Source organism: Bacillus sp. J33, from assembly GCF_000518885.1.
Taxonomy (GTDB): domain Bacteria; phylum Bacillota; class Bacilli; order Bacillales; family Cytobacillaceae; genus Cytobacillus.
The window spans coordinates 61,099-83,686 of sequence record NZ_JAEL01000007.1; the positions used below are offsets into that span (position 1 = coordinate 61,099).

General features: G+C 41.5%; 23 protein-coding genes. 4 read left to right on the forward strand and 19 right to left on the reverse strand.

Features of this window, described 5'->3' with window-relative positions; translation table 11 throughout:
- Positions 1–173: 173 nt before the first annotated feature.
- From L634_RS0103280 to L634_RS0103350, 15 genes are all read right to left on the reverse strand, one after another.
- The gene (locus L634_RS0103280; protein ID WP_026581218.1) at positions 174–1,532 is read right to left on the reverse strand and encodes an LVIVD repeat-containing protein; all 1,359 of its coding nucleotides are present in this window, start codon (positions 1,530–1,532) and stop codon (positions 174–176) included.
- Between the two features lie 660 nt (positions 1,533–2,192).
- Entirely contained in the window at positions 2,193–2,333 is a 141-nt protein-coding gene (locus L634_RS33235) for a hypothetical protein (RefSeq protein ID WP_157452338.1), read from the reverse strand.
- A gap of 231 nt (positions 2,334–2,564) precedes the next feature.
- Complete coding sequence (locus L634_RS0103290; RefSeq protein ID WP_026581219.1) at positions 2,565–3,233, reverse strand: GNAT family N-acetyltransferase; 669 nt, start codon at positions 3,231–3,233, stop codon at positions 2,565–2,567.
- Positions 3,234–3,237: 4 nt separating this feature from the next.
- A complete protein-coding gene (locus tag L634_RS0103295; protein ID WP_026581220.1) occupies positions 3,238–4,113 on the reverse strand; it encodes a carbon-nitrogen hydrolase family protein in 876 nt (291 codons plus the stop codon).
- A gap of 126 nt (positions 4,114–4,239) precedes the next feature.
- Positions 4,240–4,581 (reverse strand): nuclear transport factor 2 family protein, encoded by a 342-nt coding sequence (locus L634_RS0103300; protein WP_026581221.1) that lies wholly within the window; start codon positions 4,579–4,581, stop codon positions 4,240–4,242.
- Positions 4,582–4,693: 112 nt separating this feature from the next.
- On the reverse strand, positions 4,694–5,155 hold the full coding sequence (locus tag L634_RS0103305; protein ID WP_026581222.1) for a hypothetical protein: 462 nt from the start codon (positions 5,153–5,155) through the stop codon (positions 4,694–4,696).
- Positions 5,156–5,325: 170 nt separating this feature from the next.
- Positions 5,326–5,466, reverse strand: coding sequence for a hypothetical protein (locus tag L634_RS33240; RefSeq protein WP_157452339.1), 141 nt, complete (start codon positions 5,464–5,466; stop codon positions 5,326–5,328).
- 298 nt (positions 5,467–5,764) lie between these two features.
- Complete coding sequence (gene nagE, locus L634_RS0103315) at positions 5,765–7,141, reverse strand: N-acetylglucosamine-specific PTS transporter subunit IIBC (protein WP_026581223.1); 1,377 nt, start codon at positions 7,139–7,141, stop codon at positions 5,765–5,767.
- A 155-nt stretch (positions 7,142–7,296) separates the two neighbouring features.
- The gene (locus tag L634_RS0103320; protein WP_026581224.1) at positions 7,297–8,556 is read right to left on the reverse strand and encodes an exo-beta-N-acetylmuramidase NamZ family protein; all 1,260 of its coding nucleotides are present in this window, start codon (positions 8,554–8,556) and stop codon (positions 7,297–7,299) included.
- A 165-nt stretch (positions 8,557–8,721) separates the two neighbouring features.
- Positions 8,722–10,839, reverse strand: a complete 2,118-nt coding sequence (locus tag L634_RS0103325) for a glycoside hydrolase family 3 protein (RefSeq protein ID WP_026581225.1) — start codon at positions 10,837–10,839, stop codon at positions 8,722–8,724.
- Between the two features lie 69 nt (positions 10,840–10,908).
- Positions 10,909–12,618, reverse strand: a complete 1,710-nt coding sequence (locus L634_RS0103330) for a serine hydrolase domain-containing protein (RefSeq protein WP_026581226.1) — start codon at positions 12,616–12,618, stop codon at positions 10,909–10,911.
- 447 nt (positions 12,619–13,065) lie between these two features.
- The gene (locus L634_RS0103335; RefSeq protein ID WP_026581227.1) at positions 13,066–14,781 is read right to left on the reverse strand and encodes an ABC transporter ATP-binding protein; all 1,716 of its coding nucleotides are present in this window, start codon (positions 14,779–14,781) and stop codon (positions 13,066–13,068) included.
- A 164-nt stretch (positions 14,782–14,945) separates the two neighbouring features.
- On the reverse strand, positions 14,946–15,389 hold the full coding sequence (locus tag L634_RS0103340; RefSeq protein ID WP_026581228.1) for a threonine/serine exporter family protein: 444 nt from the start codon (positions 15,387–15,389) through the stop codon (positions 14,946–14,948).
- A 24-nt stretch (positions 15,390–15,413) separates the two neighbouring features.
- A complete protein-coding gene (locus tag L634_RS0103345) occupies positions 15,414–16,166 on the reverse strand; it encodes a threonine/serine exporter family protein (protein ID WP_026581229.1) in 753 nt (250 codons plus the stop codon).
- 156 nt (positions 16,167–16,322) lie between these two features.
- Entirely contained in the window at positions 16,323–16,646 is a 324-nt protein-coding gene (locus L634_RS0103350) for a MerR family transcriptional regulator (protein ID WP_026581230.1), read from the reverse strand.
- 184 nt (positions 16,647–16,830) lie between these two features.
- Between L634_RS0103350 and fbpA the strand changes: the two genes are divergently transcribed.
- The 4 genes from fbpA to L634_RS0103370 all read left to right on the forward strand — a co-directional run bounded on the left by fbpA (position 16,831) and on the right by L634_RS0103370 (position 18,796).
- Positions 16,831–16,995, forward strand: coding sequence for a Fur-regulated basic protein FbpA (gene fbpA, locus L634_RS32435; protein WP_084028809.1), 165 nt, complete (start codon positions 16,831–16,833; stop codon positions 16,993–16,995).
- Between the two features lie 14 nt (positions 16,996–17,009).
- Positions 17,010–17,147 (forward strand): hypothetical protein, encoded by a 138-nt coding sequence (locus L634_RS33745; protein WP_198029679.1) that lies wholly within the window; start codon positions 17,010–17,012, stop codon positions 17,145–17,147.
- A 136-nt stretch (positions 17,148–17,283) separates the two neighbouring features.
- Entirely contained in the window at positions 17,284–17,592 is a 309-nt protein-coding gene (locus L634_RS0103365; protein ID WP_026581231.1) for a PadR family transcriptional regulator, read from the forward strand.
- A gap of 13 nt (positions 17,593–17,605) precedes the next feature.
- Complete coding sequence (locus L634_RS0103370) at positions 17,606–18,796, forward strand: chromate transporter (RefSeq protein WP_026581232.1); 1,191 nt, start codon at positions 17,606–17,608, stop codon at positions 18,794–18,796.
- 188 nt (positions 18,797–18,984) lie between these two features.
- Here the strand turns inward: L634_RS0103370 and L634_RS0103375 are convergent, their stop codons facing one another.
- From L634_RS0103375 to L634_RS0103390, 4 genes are all read right to left on the reverse strand, one after another.
- Positions 18,985–20,712 carry a PAS domain-containing sensor histidine kinase gene (locus L634_RS0103375; RefSeq protein WP_026581233.1) on the reverse strand — a complete coding sequence of 576 codons (1,728 nt, stop codon included), beginning with the start codon at positions 20,710–20,712 and terminating at the stop codon, positions 18,985–18,987.
- 20 nt (positions 20,713–20,732) lie between these two features.
- Positions 20,733–21,191, reverse strand: coding sequence for a GAF domain-containing protein (locus L634_RS0103380; protein ID WP_026581234.1), 459 nt, complete (start codon positions 21,189–21,191; stop codon positions 20,733–20,735).
- Complete coding sequence (locus L634_RS0103385; protein ID WP_026581235.1) at positions 21,181–21,834, reverse strand: response regulator; 654 nt, start codon at positions 21,832–21,834, stop codon at positions 21,181–21,183. Before L634_RS0103385 ends, L634_RS0103380 begins: the two co-directional genes overlap by 11 nt.
- A gap of 93 nt (positions 21,835–21,927) precedes the next feature.
- The gene (locus L634_RS0103390; protein ID WP_026581236.1) at positions 21,928–22,578 is read right to left on the reverse strand and encodes a sensor histidine kinase; all 651 of its coding nucleotides are present in this window, start codon (positions 22,576–22,578) and stop codon (positions 21,928–21,930) included.
- Between the last annotated feature and the right edge of the window lie 10 nt (positions 22,579–22,588).

The following is a 22,588-nucleotide window of genomic DNA, read 5'->3' on the forward strand; positions in this document are numbered from 1 at the left end:
AAAAAATAATATGAGTGAATTGCGGCCTAAAAGAATGGAGAAAAAGTCAATTGAGCAGTCAAGGTATAATAGCGATAACTTATTTTAAACATGTGCTATATAAAAATGGAGAAAGTACAAATTATTAAAAAAACAGGAGTCCCATTTTGAGACTCCTGCCTTTTTAAGTTTCATTACTGGCTTCCATTCTTCTGCAGAACTTTCAGCCCTGTACCCATATCGGATGCCAAAACATAATTTCGGTCTACAAACACTCCCCAAATGTTAGATTTGCTAGGAATATAGACTCCAATTTCTTCAGGATTGGATGGATCCGTAATATCAACAGTCCTTACTCCGCCTGAGTAATGTGATAGATACAATGTATTTCCTTGAACCTTTGGATCGTGGACAGTAGCACCATTAGGAATCTTTTCAGTAAAATCTGTCCTAAATGTGCTTAATAGCTTCGGATTGGATTTGTCTTTAATATCATAAATCATAGTATAGCCATAGGCTGATTCGAATCCTTCCTTTACCGGGCCAAACACTTCCCTCGTCTCAATCAGGACATTTCCGCCCTTGGCTAAATCCATAGAATGTGCTGCGCCTTGGACATCGTTGGCAAAATCTGTTCTGCCAAGATAAACCGGATTTTTGGCATCGCTAATATCAAGCATAATCGTCCCTAAATCCCAGTAGGATAGGAAAGCTGTTTTTCCTGTTCCATCTGTTTTCACGCTATGGGCAAATGCTGTTCGTTTTATCCCTTCTTCGTCAGTCCAATTATAGCCATCATAGTTTTCGTCATTGACTTCGGAAATATAGTCACGAGGGTTAAATTCATAGATTGTTTCCGGGCTGGAAGGCTTTGACACATCAACAATCGTTACATCCATTTTCTCCCCATGCGAATAGTAATCAGCATAGCAGTTTGCAGTCAATACATAGACGTTATTTCCCTGAACGGTTAAATACAGCTCATGAGTACCTCTTGAACCCGAGGTATCTTCCCAGAAGCCAAGCTTTTTAGGCTCACGCGGGTTTGTCACATCATATAAAACAAACCCGCCTTTTGAGTCTGGATTGAAACGGTCCAGTTTCTGCACGCTGACAGCTGCCAAATCACCCTTGAAGTTTTCCGTATTAACTGTTTTAACAATCACTTTTTCCTGCCAAGTTCCTGGAATATCTGCAAATACAGCAACTTCTTCAGGATTGGATGGGTCCTTCATGTCAAATACGCGAACACCGCCACCGCCGCCATTTGCAGAATGCGTGCCTAGATAGGCATAACCTTTATGGGCATAAACGTCCCCTGTAGAATTTTTCACACCCTCATGAATTTCTTTTAGCGGCACAGCAGCTACTTCTTGGAGGTTTCCAGTGTTCTTGCTTCCTTCAAGCAATGGGACAGCTAATTCAACGCCAGCCAAGCTATCGCCTTTTTCAGCTCCTCCCCCCAGTTCATCATGCGCAAACACAGAAGTTCCACCTGCTGAAAATACCAATGCTCCTGCTAGTGCAGTATTAATTAAAATTTTCTTTTTCAAATGTATTCCTCCCTTTTAATTGATTGCGGTAACCTCCTATGTAGTCGATATAGCTAAAAACTGAGCGTCCCGAAATACCGCAGTCCTAATATTAAAGAAAATTCAGAATGTTTAATATCACCTAGATTTCCTATTTTTTCTACATAAATAGACAAATATTAACCTTTCTATTTAACTAGTAAATGTTAAAAATGAGAAACTTACACTACTTATGACCTAATAATCTTTATATCTTTTTTTCTCAAAAAGCACACTTTACCGGGACAGTCCGTCAGCCTCCTTGTCGCATTCGAATTTTCCCTTAAACCAACGGGGAATTTAAATATAAAAGGGTGTTTTCGCAAACTTTGTTGCTTTTAACAAGTAGTGAGGAGAGGCTGATTTCCACTCCAGGATGCTCGCTTTCCGCGGGGCAGGCGGTGAGCCTTCCTCGGTCCGAAGCCACCTGTCCTGCTCCTCCCCTGCAGGATATTGAATAAGCTTCCCCGAATGCACACCGCACGAAGAAAATGCGCATGCATTTTCGAGGATCTCGCTCCCTTAAGTTCCAATCAACCAACTTCGGTTACTTTTTGTTCACAATACCTATTTAAAAACAACAATCTTTTAGAAAAGAGCCATATAAAAAGCACCTTCCATTTCGGAAGATGCCTTAACAATTTATGTTCTGCTTTTCATCTTTCTCTTAACAGCAGGAATAACGTACCTTTTCACTAGTGTAACCCCATTTTTTACGATAAATGCTTTGATTAATCTTTTCACAACCATCGGATCATCACTCCCTTTCTCTGGTGGAGCCATTTTGTTTCCTTTCCCTTTCTTTTAAGCGGTCTAAACATTACATGAAAAAAGACCCTTGAAAACCAAGGGCCTGGGATTAGGATTATTAAGCAATAAAACATTTTTCTATTGCTTGGTAATCGTTCAAATATTCTATACCATCCTGCGGTTTAGTGTAAAGTCTGTACAAAATGAGGACAGTCAATTCTTGTTATTCTGATATATTCCATTTTGTCAAATCTCCTCAGCCGCTCACTGCTTAAATGGATTAATCCACTCCATTAACACCCCGTAATTGAGTGACTCCTTATCATCTAAGTAATTTTCCACAATACCCAGCGGCGTTCTTCCACATCTTAATAAAAAGGTAATAACAGGATCTTTCTTTTCCCCGGCGACCAGCTTCTGCAAATACTCCTGGGGAGAACATTCATGTGCTGCCTTACAGTAGCCAGGCATGCGGCCTCCTCCCAGCAGCCTTTCCAGTCCAAGCTGTACGACAACCTGGTACATTGCCTGCATAAGCAATTTGCCAAGTCCCAGCTTACGGTACCTTGGACGGACACTGATATCCACAATATATAATGTATTTCCATTAGGGTTATGGTTTCGGATATAACCATTATCCGTTATCTCTTCCCAGGTATGATCGGGATGAGATGGATCAAACTCCACTATAAGCCCTGTTAAGGATCCAGCCAAAACCCCATCCACTTCTATACATAGGGCACCTTCAGGAAATAAATCCGTATGATTTTTCAGCTGTTCCTTATTCCACCAAAGTTCTGACGGAAAAGGAGGAGGAAAACATTCTGACTGAATTTCGATTAATTCGTCAAAGTCGGATTTGGTATAATTTCGAACGGTAACAGGCACCGGCTTTTCTGCATCAAAGACATAGAAATCGCTTTTGTATGCCATTCTTTTATCCTTCAATATTCTCTTTTTCCCAGTCTGTGTATAAATCGGTTCTGCGGTCACGCCAGGTGGTAACAGAGCCGCGTTCACGCACCTCATATAATAAGCTCAAATCAAGATCAGCCGTTACGATCATGTCGTCATTCAGCTCACCTTCCACCATAATCCCTTTAGGCGGAAATGGGACGTCATTCGGCGTAATAACTGCTGCCTGGCCAAAATTTGCACGCATAAAATCAACAGTAGGAAGCGATCCGATCGTACCTGTCACAACAACATATACCTGGTTTTCAATTGCACGGGCGTGGCTGGTGTAGCGAACTCGGTGGAAACCATGGCGGTCATCTGTACAGGAAGGACAGAAAATAACGTCCGCTCCTTTTGCTTTAGCCATTCGGACGATTTCGGGAAACTCAATATCGTAGCAAGTCAGGATGGCAATTCTGCCTTTTGCTGTATCAAAAACCTGCAGGCCCTCACCTGGTGACATATTCCATTCATAAACCTCGGTAGGTGTAATATGCAGCTTGGCCTGCTCTTCAATTCTCCCGTCCGGATAAAATAAATGGGCAACATTATATAGACGGCCATCCCGATTTATTACATGGGTGCCTCCAATAATATGCATATTTGTTTCTTTGGCAAGGTTTGTGAAAAGTTCTCTATATTGATCAGTAAAGCCCGGCAATTCATTTATCGTCAAGCTTGTTCCCTGTTCGCTTCCAATTGACAGAAGCTGTGTGGTAAAGAATTCAGGAAACAGAACAAATTCTGATCCGAATTCCTGGGCGGTTTTGATATAATGCTCGCACTGTTTTGCAAAGTCTTCAAATGAACGAATGGTGTGCAGATGATACTGCACTGCGGAAACACGGATTTTCAATGTACTCCCCCTCATCAGCAAAAATTATAGATGAGCTACACTCTATCTTTAAAAGATTATCAATGATTTTTCCCTAATGTACAATACTTTTTTATCGCTTTACGAAATTTTTTAATTCACAGGATTTCACCTTACAAACCAAACCTTTTGGATTTTATTATCCTGAATTTCATACATGGCTATTGCTTTTATTTCCTGACCGCCCGATCTTCCAGTAACATATTCATGATCAATTACAATGTTGCCTTTCACAATCCTGGACAGAAGCTCGGCATGCTGGTTAGGATTGTCCCGAAAAAGCATGCTATATCTTTCTCTCATTTTCTCTTTGCCTTTATATACTACTTCGTCACCTGGAAAATTCATGACAATAACTTCATTGCTGTATACATCCAAAAACTCATCAATGTTCTGCCGGTTATAGGCATCAAGCTGCCGCTGGGCAAGCAATGCTGCTTTTTCTTCCATTTGGGCCACCATCTTTTAATAAATTTTAATTTAATCTTAAGGATTTATGGCGGGATGGTCCAGCCTTAGACAAAAAAAGAAGCATTACTCGCAAAAGCAACACTTTGGGATCTTATTTTAAGAGCTTGCTTAACTCTGTTAAGAGCCCAACACCCTTTTTGAGGTCTTGATTTGCAGCATTGACTACTTTTAGATACAAGCCTAAAAGGGAAGCATTTTGTCTCTGCAGCTCTGCAACTTCCTTTTGTGTTCTTTTAAGATCAGCCTTTAATGCTTCCATCTCCTTTTTTATAGATATGAGATTTGCATCTTCATTCCCTGAAGTTTTCTCCGATCCCATTTCAGCTGTTTTCTGTGCAGCTTCCTCTGGCTTCTTCCCGATTTCTTCAACCAGCCCCATTAAGGACTCATCCTTTAATAATTTATCAGCCATTTTGAATAATGATTCGAAATTGATATTTTTTTCATCCTGTAGTAAATTAGCTGCCAGTTTTTTTGCCGCATCTGCTTTTTCCTGTTTAACCTTATTCGAATTCTCAGATGAATTTTTATGTTCCTGATTATTTTCTTCCACATTCAGCCCGCCTTTTTGTAGTTTTCTAATTACTATTCTATGATTCCGCGGCATAATTGAAATGGACAATCATCCAGTGAAAATAGAATTGGAGGATTACCCATCAGGAATAGCCCTGGCTATATAGCCAGGGCTATTTGTTAAGCATTGTTCATTGCTTCCTGCTAAGCCTAAGCGCCAGGAGTAGTGCATTCAAGAAGCTCACAAATTGCATCTCTGATTGCGCCTGAAGCTGATGGTGCTAGAATGCTTGCTAAAAGCAAGATAACGGCTAATAAAATAACAATTAACACCGTTAATGGTTCTACCATAATGATATCCCCCCTTTAAAATCAATTAATAAGGGAACCCTTACGAAGTTATGTTATGTTTAAAACTTGGACATGCTTAAACTAGTATCATAGAGAATGAAAAAAGGCGCTTGTCCAATAGAATTTGCTCACATTATTTGGAAAAGGGCAGGTTTCAATAGAAAAAATACAATTATAGGAGGTTAATTAAATTGAATTACCTTTTATATAATTTTTGCAAGGAAGTATATCCTCAAATCAAATCTCTTAATAATATGTGCAGAAAGCTGGCCTTTGTACAAAGAACCAGCTACTACAATTATTTCTTTTTCAGTTCATTGGAAAGAAATTCAACATCCGTTCCCACGATCACTTGCAGATCCGTTTTACTTAGTTTTATAACGCCTTTTGAGCCAAGCTGTTTTAAACGCGCTTCATCTACCCCCGACATATCTTTAACTTTTAATCGCAGGCGGGTCACGCAGTTGTCTATCTCTACAAGATTTTCTTTTCCGCCCAATGCAGCGAGATATCCATTTGCTGCTTCTGCGTAGTTGCCTTTTACATAGTAATTTTCTTCAAACTCGCCTTCCACCTCATCTTCACGTCCAGGGGTTTTCAAATTCAATTTTACAATCAGGAAGTAGAAGATTACAAAATATAGAGCTGCATAAATAAGGCCTACCCCTGCCAGAAGCACCGGCTTTTGTGCAATGCCAAAATTCAGGAAATAATCGAGTGCGCCTGCAGAGAATCCAAAGCCATGGCGGATATCCAGGACATAGGCAATAGACATTGCAAGACCAGTTAAAATCGCATGAATGAAATATAAAACAGGTGATAGGAACATGAATGAGAATTCAATTGGCTCGGTAATGCCTGTCAGGAATGATGTAAATGCAAGACCAGCAAGTGCTCCGGCCATTGCCTTTCTTCGCTCTTTTTTGGCGGCGGCAATCATTGCAAATGCTGCTCCCGGCAACCCGAACATCATGATAGGGAAGAATCCTGCCATAAATATTCCTGCAGATGGATCTTTTGCAAGGAAACGCCATAAATCTCCTTTAATCACATCTCCTGCTGCATTCGTAAATTCACCGAATTCAAACCATACAAGCGTATTTAAGATATGATGAAGGCCGATTGGAATTAATAAGCGGTTCAAGAAACCGAACACCCCTACACCTGCGGCACCGGCACCGATAATCCAATCCCCGACACTGTTGATTGCTTCCTGTACAGGAGGCCAGACATATCCAAACAAGAAAGCAATAATAAGCATAACTAGTGATGTAACAATCGGAACAAATCGTTTTCCGCCAAAAAAGCCAAGCCAATCCGGCAGCTTAATATCATGATATTTATTGTATAATAGCCCTGCGATAATACCGGAAATTATACCCCCAAACACACCCATATTAATTGTTTCATTAATGGCGGCCGTACCTTCAGTCAACACAAAATACCCGACGGCTCCCGCCAGTGCAGCTGCTCCGCTGCCATCTTTGGAGAATCCAATAGCAATACCAATGGCAAATAATAGGGCCAAATGGCCAAAAACCGCGTTCCCTGCTGCAGAAATAAACGGAATCCCCAATAAGTCATCCTGACCCAGCCTCAGCAAAAGCGCAGCTGCCGGCATAATCGCAATCGGAAGCATCAAAGACTTACCAATCTTCTGCAAAAATCCCAACATCCCAAACACCTCTCTTTCCCAATTTAATAATAACTATGAACAGGCTTTACTTTTTAGTACCAGGTACCACCCGAAATTTGTCGAATAGCATCTATCAATCCGAAAAAAAGAACTTGGGGCAATGGCCGCCAAGTTCTTTTTTTCGGATTGATAGTTTAGTAGAGCAGGTATTTTTCACGTGTTTGATTGAATTGAGCAAGTTCTTCCTTCCATTTGGCAGTAATTTCTTCTACCGTTTTTCCTTCCTCAATCGCTTCGCGAACCCAGCCGTTGCCCATCAGGTTATCAAAGAATGATATTCCTGCATTGTTTTCTGCACGGAATTGGAAGTCTTCCGGATACATATCATGAATTGCTTTTACAATGTGGAGGCCAGTTTCAACAGGCAGAAACGCATTACGATGGGTGATATGAATTTGGATGCCATGGGAAAGCTGTCCAGCATGCTTTGAAAAGGTCGGTGTAAATGATGCTGCCCTGAAGGCTGCCCCAGGAAGATTAAGACTGTTCAAGTGTGCTGCCAGGTCTTCAGCATTGATGAAAGGAGCACCGATTAACTCAAATGGCTTCGTTGTTCCGCGGCCTTCCGATACATTTGTTCCTTCTATTAATGCCGCGCCTGGGTATACCAAAGCAGTTTCTAAAGTTGGCATATTAGGAGAAGGCATAACAAATGGAAGATTGGTGTTATCATAATACATATTGCGCTTCCATCCATTCATCTCAATAACTGTCAAATCAGCCCCAATTCCGAACTCTTCATTAAATAACTTTGCTAATTCGCCGACAGTCATGCCATGGCGGAGCGGAATCGGATAATTTCCAACAAATGAAGAATACTTCATATCAAGAACAGGCCCTTCAACCTTTGCTCCACCTTGAGGATTTGGGCGGTCCAGAACAATAAAAGGAATGTTGTTTTCTTTTGCTGCTTCCATTGCATAAGCCATTGTGTAAATATATGTGTAAAAACGCGTACCGACATCCTGAATATCAAATAGAAGAACATCTACATTTTCAAGCATTTCAGGAGTGGGCTTTCTCGTCTTTCCATATAAGCTGAATACAGGGAGGCCAGTTTTTTCATCCGTATAGTATTCAACATACTCCCCTGCCTGAGCGCTTCCGCGTACTCCGTGCTCCGGGCCGTATAAAGCAGTCAAATCTACATCAGGATCTTTGTGCAAAATATCAACAATGCTGTTTAAATTCTGATCTACTCCTGTTGGATTCGTAATTAGTCCGACTTTTTTTCCTTCAATCAGGTGCTTTTGCTCATTTAAAAGCACTTCAACACCAAGTTCGAATTTTTTTTCCTTGCCTTTTGCTTTCCCATTTTCATTGTCTGCAAGAACGACCGATAAAGAAGAGAGTACCAGAGCCAGTGTCAAAAAAAACAAAAACCATTTTTTCATTTGATTTCCCTCCCTGTTTGAAAACGAGTGCCGGACAGGGCATTGAAAAGCACTGTCCCTTCCGTTATTCAACGTCTCATTATAGATATATTAGAAATTTCGTTGGTATGGAAAATTTCGCTGAGCTCTTTTTAACGATGCACCCCAAGAATGGAGTATAAGAAATTAATAGCTCAATCCATGTCCAAATTCATATAATATGCCGTCTTGCGGCCCTGGAATCGTTACTGGCAATTTACCGGAAGGGTTATTTTCACCGAAAATAGCAGCCGCAGTTGCTTCAAAGCTTGCTATTCTGAATCCATATTGTGCGATGTATACATCTACTTCCGGATATGCCATAATATCATATGGATTACGGATGCCTACACCAATAACTGGCTTATCTGTTGCTGCAATTATTGAGTTAATCATTTTCATTTGAGCGCTTTCAGGTAAACGGCCGGATACATTATAAGTATAGGATCCAACGATTACTGCGCTAGCATCTTTGATTTGCTGAAGCTGGGCTTCGGTTAATTTATAGCTGGAATCAGTTTGTATAACCGCTGTATTTTCGTGATGCTTACTTATTGCATCCCCCAAACTTGATATATACGTATTTCCCACGACAACAATCTCACCTTCACCTACTGTGTTTAAAGGCAATGCCTGCTCTTCATTTTTCACCAGCGTAATGGAACGGTCCGCTGCCTCTTTTTCTACCTGCTTATGCTCCTCAGAACCAACAGCTTCTAAAGCATGAGCTATTTTTTCTTCAATTGGCTGCGGTGTTTCTTCCTTCATAATCCCGCGTTTGAGCTTCAATGTTAGAATTCTTTCAACGGAAGCATCGATGCGTTCTTCTGAGATTTCACCGCTTTCAACAGCTTCCAACAGACCACCTGCAACCTCTTCGAGTCCAACAGGCATCAGCACAATATCTGTTCCGGCTTTTACTGCACGAATCGCAGCATCGACTGGGCCAAAATGGTCTGCAATGGCATTCATGTTCATCGCATCCGTTGTAATGACGCCTTCATAGCCCATTTCCTCTCTCATTAGTTCCGTTAGCACCTTATAAGAAAGAGTGGCTGGAACCGCAATCTCCTCGCCCGTTTTTTGGGAGATCGCTTTTGTATTATCAATCTTAGGGAATGTCACATGTGCAGTCATAATAGCATCAATTCCTGCTTCCATTCCCTTTTGGAAAGGATATAATTCAACCTCTTTTAACCGTTCTTTTTCATGAGGCACCTCCGGCAAACCAAGATGTGAATCTACCGCTGTATCACCATGCCCCGGAAAGTGCTTGGCTGTTGCGGCTACGCCAGCCGACTGCAGTCCTTCTGTATAGGCAACACCCATTTGGGCGACAAGCTCAGGGTCTTCTCCAAATGAGCGCACTCCAATTACCGGGTTATCGGGATTATTGTTTACATCCATTACTGGTGCAAAGTTCATATTGATTCCTAGCGAAGCCAGCTCTTCTCCAATTGCTTTGCCGACTTTGCGTGAAATTTCCTCTGAGCGGGCAGCTCCTAAAGCCATATTCCCAGGCATGTCTGTTCCAGATTGAAGGCGTGTTACGATTCCGCCTTCCTGGTCAATGGTCATTAACAGGCCGAACTTTTCAGAAGCATCTTGGTAGTCAGACACCAACCTTGCCGTTTGCTCTGTCGTGACAACATTTTCACGGAATAGAATTACTCCCCCCAAATGATGCTTTTTTACAAGCTCCTCAATCTCAGGAAGCATCTCTGTTACGTTCTTGCCATTCCAATTGCGGAAATCAGGCATCAGCATTTGGCCAACCTTTTCCTCAATTGAGAGTTTGTTTATTGCATGGCCAATAAGATCATAGCGATCTCCCTGCTCTTTGATGATTTCCGCTTTTGAAGCCGGCTTGCCTTTGCCAATACCGTTAGAATTTACTTTGTAATTTATAGCAATCCTGTCTTTAAACTGTCCATCTGTCACACTGATAAAAGTTCTGCCGTTTTGCCCCGTTAACTTAACATTGCCTTCCTGGTCAACAGTGGCTATATTTTTATTGGAAGACTTCCACTCCACACCAGAAGAGACTCCCATGAAATAACCTTGTTCAAAAACATGAATAGCTTTTAGTTGAATTTCTCCTCTGCCAATGTCAGCAGTCGCTTGAGGGACATTTTGCAGGATGATCAGGTCCTTGGCACTGCTTACAGCAGAGGCCTTTTTCATCGGAGCTCCCACCCAAAGCTGTGAAACTGCCAGCATTAATGCGAGAAGAGATAGACATATTCCTTTCTGCACTTTTTTCATTTTTTACACCGTCCTAATTGCATATTTTCCAAATGCACTTATGCTTTACTGTGTCCAAATGACCATAACCTAGTAATTTCTTTTTTCCCAGCCGTTTCCTGTGAGCTCTGGTTCAATTGTTTGATCGTCTGATAGCTCCAATTTAACATTATCAACATACCAGCCTCTGCCATTTACGGAACCGTCAGTCTGGTACCGGAATCGAATATGTGTTGTTCCTGCAGGGATAACAACTTTTTCATTTTTCCAATCGACACTGCTGCCTGTGAATGGTTCGGCTGCTTGGTTCCAATTAGCGCCATCCTTGGAAAATTCTACATAGGCCTTGTCAAAAGCGGTTTCAGTTCTGTACCATGTGTCGAAGGTAAGGATCGCATCTTTTTCAACATCCACACTCGCTGACAAATGATGCTGCACTTTATCTCCATAGCCAGAGAACCAGGCCTCATGTTTTCCAGGGATCGATACAGGTATCGCATCAGCTACCTGCCTCGCAAATGCTCTTCTTGCAATGTTGGTTGTAACCGTATTTCTTGAAGGATGTACACGGTTTGTCAGGAGAATGGCGATAGTGCCATTGTTTCGATTAATAACGATGGAAGTTCCCGTGTAGCCTGTATGACCAAGGGTATTTCCTTCAGATAATGCATCCATAAACCATCCCTGGCCCAGCTCCCAGCCTAGTCCGTGGTCATCGCCAGGAAATTGAGGAATTTGGTTTTCAATAAGCATTTTTACAGTTTCCTCTTTTAGAATCTGCTGGCCGCCATAACGTCCATCATTAACATACATATGGGCAAATTTCGCAAGGTCTGAGGCGGTTGAAAAGACACCGGCATGGCCTGCAACCCCATCAAGTGACCAGGCATTTTCATCATGTACCTCTCCCCAAACCAAGCCACGGTTAATCCCAGGCTGGTACTCAGTGGCTGCAATGCGGTGCTTCAGAGATTCAGGCGGATTATACATTGTATCCTTCATTCCCAGCGGCTCTGTAATATGCTCTTTCACAAATACGTCAAGCCTTTTCCCTGACAAGCGTTCAACTACAGCACCTAGCGTAATCATGTTTAAATCACTGTATGTATACACTTCGCCTGGTTTGTTGGCTAGTGGGTATTTAAAAACAATTTCCATACGGTCTTCACGGCTGCTGCCCTGGGAATGCAAAGGAATCCATGCTGTAAATCCTGAAGTATGTGTCATTAGCTGACGTATCGTTACATTTTCCTTTCCATTCTCAGCAAACTCCGGAATATATTTTGCTACAGGGTCATCAAGTTCAAAATAGCCTTCATCATACAACTTCATTGCAGCAGTAGTTGTAAATATTTTGCTGATTGAAGCCAGATCGAAGATTGTATCTTCTGACATTTCAATCGGGTTTTCTGCTTCGGTAAATTTATCATCCGTATAGCGATAAGCATCCCCGTAAGCGTCCTGCTTTACGATATGCCCCCTTCTTGCTACTAAAGCTACAGCTCCTGGCATTACTCCATCAGCTATCAACCCTTCTATAATTGGATCGATTTCATCAAGTGGCTCCTGAACCATCCCAGCACCTGCTGCAGAACCAGGATGGAGCACTGGAGAAATTGGTCCTGGCCGATCCCATGCAAATACCGGGTGAACTTTGTGTTTCGCACTCTTGTTATCTTTCATTTCCATTGATGGCGTAACTCCTTCCCCGTTTTGCGCAGAAACTGGATTTACTGCCGGAATAAAGAGTGAAGTGCCTAGTGCAGCTGCAAGCGCAATAGTAATGGATTTGTTTTTCATATTGCCTCCTTTATTCATATGACTTTTGCCCATTCAATAACCTCCTTTGCATCTTGAAAAGGTTTACATTTCATACTTTTAGCTTAATAGAGTAAGAGTATAGTTGTCTATACCACATAAGTCCTGTTCTAGTTAAAAACTTCCAGTTAAATCGGTGTTATTCTAGTTCTATGAGACTATTCAGAAAATTTTTTATTTAGTTGGCATCCAACCTGGTTTAAGATGAAGGCACTATTATAAAAACATATAAGTGGCATTTGGAGAGTGCACAATTTACTTGTTTTAAGCAAAAGACTGTTTTTATAAAGTTTGCTGCTTTAGGGGTGGCAAATTAAATTAAATCAGCCTGAGTGATTGTAGCGGTATTCAACGGGGGGACTCATAAGTAAAACAACAATTCATGAGAAAAGAGCCAACAAAAAAGCGGAATCCTAACTGGATTCCACCCTATCTTTGGAACTGCACGTTATGAAGGCTGGCAAAAATACCGCCCTGCTCGATCAGTTCGTCATGTGTCCCTTCTTCTGCAATGCCATTTTCAGTAACAACGATAACACGGTCAGCGTTTCGAATGGTTGCAAGCCTATGGGCGATTACAAGTGTTGTGCGGTTTACAGCAAGCTCTGTTAGTGCTGTTTGAATGATGTGTTCGGTTTCAGTATCCAATGCTGATGTAGCTTCATCAAGTATGAGGATTGGCGGGTTTTTCAGAAACATTCTGGCAATGGCAATCCTCTGCTTTTGGCCTCCTGACAATTTCAGGCCTCTTTCCCCAATTTGTGTTTCATAGCCATGCGGAAGTGAGGCAATGAAATCCTCCAAGTGAGCTTTTTTAGCAGCTTCCGCTATCTGTTCATCTGAAGCTCCAAGCATACCGTAAGCAATATTTTCTTTCAGTGTGCCAGTGAACAGGAAGACATCCTGCTGCACAATGCCAATTTGCGATCTTAATGATTTCTTCGTCATATCCCGAATGTCGATGCCATCAATCGAAATTCTTCCGTTGTTTACATCGTAAAAACGCGGAATCAGGGAACAAATTGTTGTCTTTCCAGCACCGGATGGCCCTACAAAAGCAACAGTCTCGCCAGCTCTAATACTTAGGTTAATTCCATCCAGCACCGATTTATGTTCATCATAGCTAAAGGAAACCTCAGTAAAACGGATATTCCCTCTTAAAGACTCAACCTCAATGGCATCCTTCCTATCCTCAACTTCCGGCTCTGTATCAATGATTTCCGTAAAGCGTTTGAAACCCGCCATACCTTTTGGATACAGTTCCATTAGCGCACTGATTTTATCGACAGGCTTTAATAGGACATTCACATATAGGACAAAGCCCACCAGTTCCCCATATGAAAGCTGCCCGCTAAAACTTAGCCATGAACCGTACACCAAAACAATAAGCATAATTAACCTTGTAAGCATATAAATCCCGGAGGCACTAAAGCTCATAATCTTATAAGCTGCAAGCTTAGCAAGGCGGAATTTGCCATTGTTTTCGGTAAATCTTTTAATCTCATAGCTTTCATTTGTAAATGACTGAACGACGCGCACACCCGAGACACTATCCTCCACCTGTGCGTTAACATCAGCAATTTCGCTATACATCCGTTTCCATGCCCTGTTCATCTTAATATTGCAAAAGGCAATCAGCCATACCAGGAAAGGAAGAACGAATATGGTTACAATAGCAAGCTTTACATTAATGGTCAGCATAATCCAGAATGCTCCAACAAAAGTCATGGCAGCAATAAATAAATCCTCGGGTCCATGATGGGCGAGCTCGCCAATATCCATGAGGTCATTGGTCACCCTGCTCATAATATGTCCAGTCTTGGTATTGTCAAAAAAGCGGAAAGACTGCCGCTGCACATGCTGAAACAGCTGTTGGCGCATATCTGTTTCAATATTTATCCCAAGCTTATGGCCCCAATAGTTGACGACAAATTGCAGGAGCGTACTAGTCATATACAGGGCCAGAAGGCCAGCACTTACAGAGACAATCATTGACCAATTGCCGCTTGGAAGCAAACTGTCGATAAACCATTGAACCGCCAGCGGAAAACCGAGCTCGAGAACAGCTACAACTACAGCTGAGCTGAAATCAAGAATAAATAGCCGCTTATGCGGCCTATAATAGGTAAAAAAACGCCGGATCATACTTTTCTCCTTTGCTGAATAAAAATTATTCCAATAACTTTTAAATTAAAAATCGTACCAGTGTTTTGCGCATCTGGAACGATTTTGCATTAAAGCATATATTTAAACTGCTTAGAAATCCGAAATATCTGCTACATAAATTATAGGGAACCAATTTTCAGAAATCAATAACTTCCCTTTGATTTAAATTGAATTTTGCGGATGAATTGATTGAGTACTTCTGATATGACAAGCCCGACAGCAATGGCACCCGAAATCATGAACGCCTTTGCAGCAAGCTGAATGGCGGCATTATAGTCATTTTCCACAAAATTCCTCATTGCATCATAGGCAAGTCCCCCTGGCACAAGCGGTATAATGCCTGCAACGCTAAAAATGATGATTGGCGTTTTGTAGATTTTGGCAAATATCTGGCTGATTAAGGCAATTGTAAAAGCTGCAATTAGGGAAGAAATGACCGCATCGTAATCGCGGTTTACCAGCCAAATATAAACCAGCCAGCCAACCATGCCGACAAATCCGCACTTCAGCAATGATTTTTTTGGAGCATTAAAGAGCACTCCAAACCCAGCCGATGCTATAAAACTTGTAATTAAGTGAGTGAACATGCATTTTTTCCTCCAATAAAGGATTTAAAAAGTAAACACAAGGGCAATGCCAGCTCCAATGGCAAATGCTGTTAGAAACGCTTCCGCTCCCTTCGACAAACCGGAAACTAGGTGGCCAGCCATTAAATCCCGTACAGCATTAGTAATCAGCAGACCAGGAACGAGAGGCATCACAGAGCCTATGATAATTTTATCCAGCTCACTCCCTATTCCCAGCTCAACAAATAAATAGGCTAAAAGCCCAATCAATAAAGACGCAATAAACTCGGAAAAGAACTTAATCTGAACCACTCGGTGGACATATATAAATGAAGCGAAACCTAGTCCCCCAGCAATCATTGCCGGTATAAAATCCATCCACTGCCCCAAAAACATAATTAAGAAACAGCCGCTGGCAATAGAAGCTGCCAGGAGCTGCTGGTAAACCGGGAAAGTGTAGTCTGCACTTTCAATTTCTTTCAGTCTGGCTAGCGCCGCTTTCCCCTCCAGCTCCCCGCTGCTGATCTTTCGCGAAATCCCGTTAACAAGAGTTACTTTATATAAATCAGTTGAACGTTCTGAAATGCGGATAAGCTTTGCAGGTTCAGTGCCATCAGTTGAAAAAATGATTCCTGTCGGTGTCACATAGCTGTGGGAATCAGGAATCCCTAAAGAGGCTGCAATCCTCGTCATCGTGTCCTCTACCCGATATGTTTCTGCTCCGCCCTGCAGCATAATTTTACCCGCAAGCAAGCATAATTCAATTACTTCTATTGTTGGCGGATGCTCTTTCCCCATTCTTTCACCTTCTTTAATGAACCAATTTTTATGAAATCCTCTATTATAAGGTAACATCTTAAATGAAAAGATAAACGAAAGGAAGACCTTTTTAGGAAAAAATTTTTACGATTTAAATAAAAAACGACTATTCTTTTTTGAATAGCCGCCTTACCTTTATTTTTTTCTTATTCCAAATCGTGCATTAATCTGCCCCTGTATCATTTTATTGCGTGTCACCTGATCATCTTTTTTCTTTTTTCTTTTTAATTCAGACCGTATTTCCTCCGTTCTGACTCCCTCTTCCCTTTTGTTGGCTATATCGATAAGCCTTTCTACATCTGAAAAAGAGTATTTTCTGCTTCCGCGGTCCGATCTTTCAGGGAAAACCAATTTCCTTTCTTCATAATACCGAATCTGGCGCTCGCTCAGCCCTGTCAGTTCGCTCACTGTTCCGATTGAAATGACTTTTCTGTTCTTGTAAGAAGCTTCATTCTCCAACCAACGTCACCTCAAATTCAACTGTTTTCTTTCATTATACTAATCTGATGGCAATTTTCATCCATAATGTAAGAAAATCTAACATATTTTTAAAAAACTGCGTCATAAAACCTTACATATTTAGTGACTTACTGTTTTGCTTTTTATAGAATGACAGAAACAATAAAGAAAAGAGGAGATCCCGATGCAATATCTGCGAAAAGCCATTGAAAAAAAACGGCAGTATCTGATTGGTTTGCTGATTAAATCCGGCGGTGAGTACCAGCATTCCGAGCCCGCATTGCAAAAACTTACTTTGACAGAACTTGAAGTAATTTTTAAGAAACATAAAAATAGGAATAGTTTTTGAACAGGGGGATGAAAATGGAGCCAAAAGATGCGATTGATTTAGCTAAAAAAATTATTGAACTGGATTTATTGCGCGATCAGATATGGGAAAGCTTTGCTGCCGCGGCTGGAGACCAGGCTTATGAAATTTTAAGAAATGTGCAGAATAATTAACATGGAACGCTTGAATAAAGCGTTCTTTTTTATGGATTAATAAATTCTTCCCCTTTTCAACTTTTAATAAATTTGTTATTATGCCATTGTCGGTTTCCGATATTGGATTTCGAAATCAACTTAAGGAGGATTCTATTTGGAAGATAAAATATTGCGGAAGCTGTTTCTGGGATTTATTCAAATACACATTCTGCATCATGCCAAAGAACATCCCATTTTCGGAATGTGGATGCTTGAAGAATTGAAGGAGCATGGTTATAGCATAAGTTCAGGGACACTGTATCCAATCCTTCATTCAATGGAATCCGATGGGTTGCTCCACCAGGAACAAAGAAATGTTGATGGCAAAATCCGTAAATATTATTCCGCAACGGATAAAGGAATTTTAGTCCTTGAGGAAGCCAGAAAAAAGGCTTACGAACTCTTCAAAGAAATAAAAGATTAAAAGGGGATGCATAATGGGAAAAACCAATCCAAGTTTTAAATCATTACTGGAAATACTAATCATTTCAACACGGCTCGGGTTCACCTCTTTCGGGGGCCCTGTCGCCCATCTTGGCTACTTTCACGATGAGTATGTCCGAAGAAGAAAATGGATGGACGAAAAAAGCTATGCTGATTTAGTGGCTCTTTGCCAGTTCCTGCCCGGGCCAGCAAGCAGCCAGGTGGGCATTGGCATTGGAGTAATGAGAGCAGGCGTTGCTGGGGGCATCATGGCCTTTCTTGGATTCACACTGCCGTCAGTTATTGCATTGATTATCTTTGCAATCCTTCTTCAGGGGATAGATGTAGGAGAAGCAGGCTGGATACATGGGCTAAAAGTCGTCGCGGTTGCCGTAGTTGCACATGCCATCCTGGGAATGGCGCAAAAGCTTGTACCGGACCTTCCGAGAAAAACACTCGCGCTGCTAGCTATTATCGCAGCTTTATTGTGGCAATCAGCTTTTACGCAAGTAGCAATCATTCTAGTTTCGGGTTTTATTGGTTTCCTAATTTATAAAAAACATTCCGATAAAGATGAGGCAAAAATTCATTTTCCAATCTCAAAAGGTTTTGCTATCGGATGCTTAGTGCTTTTCTTTGGCCTGTTAATATTGCTGCCAATCCTAAGGGAGTTAACTGCCCTCGATTGGGTAGCTCTATTCGATAGCTTTTACCGGTCGGGTTCGCTTGTATTTGGCGGAGGCCATGTGGTCCTTCCATTACTGGAGCGTGAATTTGTTCCAACCGGGTGGCTGAGTGAAGAAGCCTTCCTGGCAGGTTATGGAGCAGCACAGGCTGTGCCAGGACCTTTATTTACATTTGCGGCCTATATTGGAGCTGTTATTAATGGATGGCAAGGCGGTTTACTTGCAACAGCTGCCATATTCCTTCCTGCCTTTCTTTTAATTTTAGGTACACTTCCTTTCTGGGACACTCTTCGCCGCAATCCTAAGATTAAAGGAGCTTTAATGGGTGTAAACGCAGCTGTTGTTGGTATCTTAATTGCTGCCTTTTATCACCCTATCTGGACAAGCAGCATAATGGAACCAGCAGATTTTGCTTTTGCTGCTGTTTTATTTAGTATGCTCGTCTATTGGAAGCTGCCGCCATGGGTGGTTGTTGTAACTGGAGCCATTGGCGGAATTATCTTAGGATCCATCTTTTAAATTCTAATGTCCCTCATAATTTTTATGAGGGACTTTTTGGTGATGCTTTTTCTCCATTTTGGCCTTCATCCCCCTTATGAAGGACTTTTCGGTGGATTCTATTACACCATTTGGCCGTTATCCCTCTTCTGAGCAACTTACTTCCTTAAGACAAAAGAAATAGCTGCCGAAACCCGCGGCAGCTTTTTTTATAATGGTATTTCCAGTACCACTCTTGTACCCTTATTTTTTTCTGAATGTACTTTAATGGTGCCCTCTGCAGCTTTTGCTCTTTCTTCCATACTGAATAGGCCGACACCCCGAGTGACTTCATTAGCGTTAAACCCTTTGCCTTTATCTTCAATTACTACACGAATTTCCTTATCCATTTGCCTGATCGTAACGGATGCTTCATCTGCATCAGCATATTTCCTTACATTAGTCAGCGCTTCCTGAATGATCCTGTAAACCGTGATCTCTTTGTTGGGGCTGAGGCGGGAGGTCAGGTAGCAGTCAAAATGAACATTAATATTATGATGTTCTGAAAAACGGACCAAATAAGATCTGATTGCAGGAATCAGCCCCAAATCATCTAAAACGGAAGGGCGCAGCTCCCATGAAAGATCACGGAGCTCTTCAATGATTTCAGCAGCTTCATCTTGCATTTGCTCAAGGAGAGGATGGCTAATTTCTGCCTGAAGCCGGTTGATTGTAATCAAATGGCTGTATAGATTCTGGCCTATTCCATCATGAAGCTCACGCGATAATCTTTTCCGTTCATCTTCCTGAACATCAATAATACGTGTCATCATTTTTTTCAGCTCTTCTTCCGCATTCTTTCTTTGTGTAACTTCATGGCGAATGGCAAGATGCTGATAGGGCTTCCCTTTTTCATCAAGAAAAGGGACAATCGTTGTATCAACCCAATAATACGTTCCATCTTTCGCTTTGTTCTTGATTTCTCCTTTCCATACCTGCCCTGAAGAAATCGTGTTCCATAAGTCTCTGAAAAACTCTTTAGAATGATAACCTGAGTTTATGATTCTGTGATCCTGTCCAAGCAATTCCTCTCTAGAATATTTTGAGACTTTGCAGAACTGATTATTGACATATTTAATAATTCCTTTTTGGTCGGTAATTGCGACGATCGAGGAGGCATCAAGAGCAAACTTAAGATCGATAAGCTCATTGACCGATTTTTTCAGTTCCTCGACAACCCGTTTATATTCAGTTATTTCTTTTCGGATAGCCAAATATTTATAGGGCTTCCCTTTCTCATCAATGAAAGGAACAATCGTTGTGTCAACCCAATAAAAGGTTCCATCCTTTGCTTTATTCTTAATTTCTCCACGCCACACAATTCCGCTTGAGATGGTTTTCCATAAATCTTCCATAAATTCTTTGGAATGATAGCCAGAGTTAATAATTCGATGGTCTTTTCCAATTAGCTCCTCTGCCGAATATTTTGATACCTCACAGAACTTTTCGTTGACGTAATTAATCTTGCCTTTTGGGTCTGTGAAGGCGACTATTGTTGATTCATCAAGAGCAAATTGAAGGTCCACCATTTCATTTAATGGGTATGACTGCTGCTTTTTTAGGCGGGAACGATCCTTGACTGAATGAAAAACAATTAAAAAATAGCTTTCATTGTAAAGCTTGAATGAGTTAATACTATAGAAAATTGAAAATAATTCTCCATTCCGATGAAGGCCATATTCATGGACCACTTTGCCTTCTTCTGTTGCCAGCGGCGTAATATCTGGCATTAGCTCCCTTAAGCTCTTCCCCTCCAGCTCATTTTCCTTATAGCCAAATTGTTCATGTGCCTGCTTGTTCGCGTAGAAGATGTTTCCCAATTTATTAATAAGAATGGTAGCATCACTGGAATCAGGAGCAATCCCACTTTTTGCAGGTATTTGATTATTCCTGTCCATTTTCTTTCCCCCAGTTGGAATTAGTTTTCGCTGTTCAACTTCTGTTCGAGCCTTCTGGCGGCTTCCCGGACAGTCCTTTGGTCATTTTCAATAATAGGCTGCCCCGTTCGATTCCCAACCAAAAGGACACCTTTAGGAATGCCCTTAAAATGGATGGGAACAGCATAGGCAAATTTTAGGCCTTCTGCTAGCATAATGGGGTATTCTAATGCTTTCCCTGATATATTCTCCGGAAAGTTTTCTACAGACATCGGCCTTCCAGTTGAAATGACCTTCCCGGCAATGCCTTTTCCATACCTGACTGTAATCCGTTTATATTTTTCATTGCTATTGCCAGCAGCATAATGCCACCTAACATCAGGGCCATCAGTATTCTGCAGGGCCAAACCGGCAAAATCACATTCCAATTCAGATAAAACCTTTTCGCATGCTTGGTCTATCTGTCCGCCACCAGCCTGTTGACACCCCTTATATTCCATAACCCAGCAGCCCCTTTTTTAATGCATATGCAACAAGCTCTGGCCTGGTTTTCATTTGGAGCTTTTCCATTAAATTGCCTTTGTGTGTTTCAACTGTTTTAACACTAATAACAAGCTGTTCGGCAATGTCCTTGTTAGAAAAACCTTTAGCTATTAATGTCAGCACCTCTTTTTCACGGTCTGACAAAAGATTGAATGTGTCTGTGTTTCCTTGCTTAACACTCCCGATATATTCTTCCATCAGCCTTTTAGTTGCTGAAGGGTGCAAATAAGCATTTCCGCTTGCCACAGACCTGATTGCAGCCAAGAGTTCATCATGCGGCGCGCTTTTTAAGATGCATCCTGAAGCACCAGCCTGAATGGCTCTGAACAGATATTCCTCATCATCATGCATGGTTAAAATCAGTATTGCTATATCAGGCATTAATTTTTTTAATTCCGCAGTTGCAGACAAGCCATCTTTTCCGTGCGGCATGCTTAAATCCATGACTACCACATCAGGCTTTAAGTCAAGTGACTTCTGAATCCCCTCATTACCTTCCGAAGCCTCACCAACCACTTCCATATCCTCATGATTATTTAAAAGCATTTTCAAACCCATTCTAACTACTGCATGGTCATCGCACAGTAAAATTTTTATCAAGCCGGCTCCCCCTAAACATTGTTCGTATAAAAAAACATAATCTCAATAGGCAACAAGGGATCCGCTGAGCGCAATCCCTTGTTATGTCTATTTTTAGTATAACGGAAGGAAAATATCTATTGAAGTCCCTTCCCCCATTTTCGAGGTTATCCTGCATTCTCCATTTATTAAGCACATGCGTTCAATCATAGCAGCAAGGCCTGTCGATTTTTTCATGCCAGCATCTACATCAAAACCTTTGCCCTGATCCTTAATGTTAATTGAAAGCTGTTCCGGTTTCCATTGCAAGGTAATACATGCACTCACCGTATCTGCGTATCTAGCAATGTTCGCTAGTGCTTCCTGGCAAACACGAAACAATGTAATGCTCTCCCTCTCGCTAATTGCCGCTTCCTTCCCCTCATTATGCAATTCAACAACTATTCCATAGGTGGAAGTATATAATTTCAAGTAACTCTTCAAAGCAGGGAGCAGACCAAGGGTTCCAAGAGCAGGGGGATGCAATTCCACAGCCAGAAGCCTGATTTCCTGTATCGTTTTTTCCAGCATTTGGGCCATATCCCCTACATAGCCTTTCATGTCCTGCTGGCTGACTGCTGCTTCAATGAACTGCATGCCGGTATATAGGCTATAAAGCGTTTGCCCAACCCCTTCGTGAAGCTCCAGGGCAATACGCTTAATCTCATCTTCCTGAGATTGGATAATATAGGAACTAATATTATTCTTTACTGGCTGGGTTTCCATTTCACCCCTC

Coding starts and splice junctions, on each gene's coding strand:
- L634_RS0103330 (WP_026581226.1), bottom strand. CDS start 12,618: ATGAAAAACAAATCCATTACTATTGCGCTTGCAGCTGCACTAGGCACT.
- L634_RS0103340 (WP_026581228.1), bottom strand. CDS start 15,389: ATGTTCACTCACTTAATTACAAGTTTTATAGCATCGGCTGGGTTTGGA.
- L634_RS0103345 (WP_026581229.1), bottom strand. CDS start 16,166: ATGGGGAAAGAGCATCCGCCAACAATAGAAGTAATTGAATTATGCTTG.
- L634_RS0103290 (WP_026581219.1), bottom strand. CDS start 3,233: ATGGCATACAAAAGCGATTTCTATGTCTTTGATGCAGAAAAGCCGGTG.
- L634_RS0103335 (WP_026581227.1), bottom strand. CDS start 14,781: ATGATCCGGCGTTTTTTTACCTATTATAGGCCGCATAAGCGGCTATTT.
- L634_RS0103375 (WP_026581233.1), bottom strand. CDS start 20,712: ATGGACAGGAATAATCAAATACCTGCAAAAAGTGGGATTGCTCCTGAT.
- L634_RS33235 (WP_157452338.1), bottom strand. CDS start 2,333: ATGGCTCCACCAGAGAAAGGGAGTGATGATCCGATGGTTGTGAAAAGA.
- L634_RS0103325 (WP_026581225.1), bottom strand. CDS start 10,839: ATGAAAAAAGTGCAGAAAGGAATATGTCTATCTCTTCTCGCATTAATG.
- L634_RS33745 (WP_198029679.1), top strand. CDS start 17,010: ATGGAGCCAAAAGATGCGATTGATTTAGCTAAAAAAATTATTGAACTG.
- fbpA (WP_084028809.1), top strand. CDS start 16,831: ATGCAATATCTGCGAAAAGCCATTGAAAAAAAACGGCAGTATCTGATT.
- nagE (WP_026581223.1), bottom strand. CDS start 7,141: ATGTTGGGATTTTTGCAGAAGATTGGTAAGTCTTTGATGCTTCCGATT.
- L634_RS0103390 (WP_026581236.1), bottom strand. CDS start 22,578: ATGGAAACCCAGCCAGTAAAGAATAATATTAGTTCCTATATTATCCAA.
- L634_RS0103300 (WP_026581221.1), bottom strand. CDS start 4,581: ATGGAAGAAAAAGCAGCATTGCTTGCCCAGCGGCAGCTTGATGCCTAT.
- L634_RS33240 (WP_157452339.1), bottom strand. CDS start 5,466: ATGGTAGAACCATTAACGGTGTTAATTGTTATTTTATTAGCCGTTATC.
- L634_RS0103380 (WP_026581234.1), bottom strand. CDS start 21,191: ATGGAATATAAGGGGTGTCAACAGGCTGGTGGCGGACAGATAGACCAA.
- L634_RS0103320 (WP_026581224.1), bottom strand. CDS start 8,556: ATGAAAAAATGGTTTTTGTTTTTTTTGACACTGGCTCTGGTACTCTCT.
- L634_RS0103370 (WP_026581232.1), top strand. CDS start 17,606: ATGGGAAAAACCAATCCAAGTTTTAAATCATTACTGGAAATACTAATC.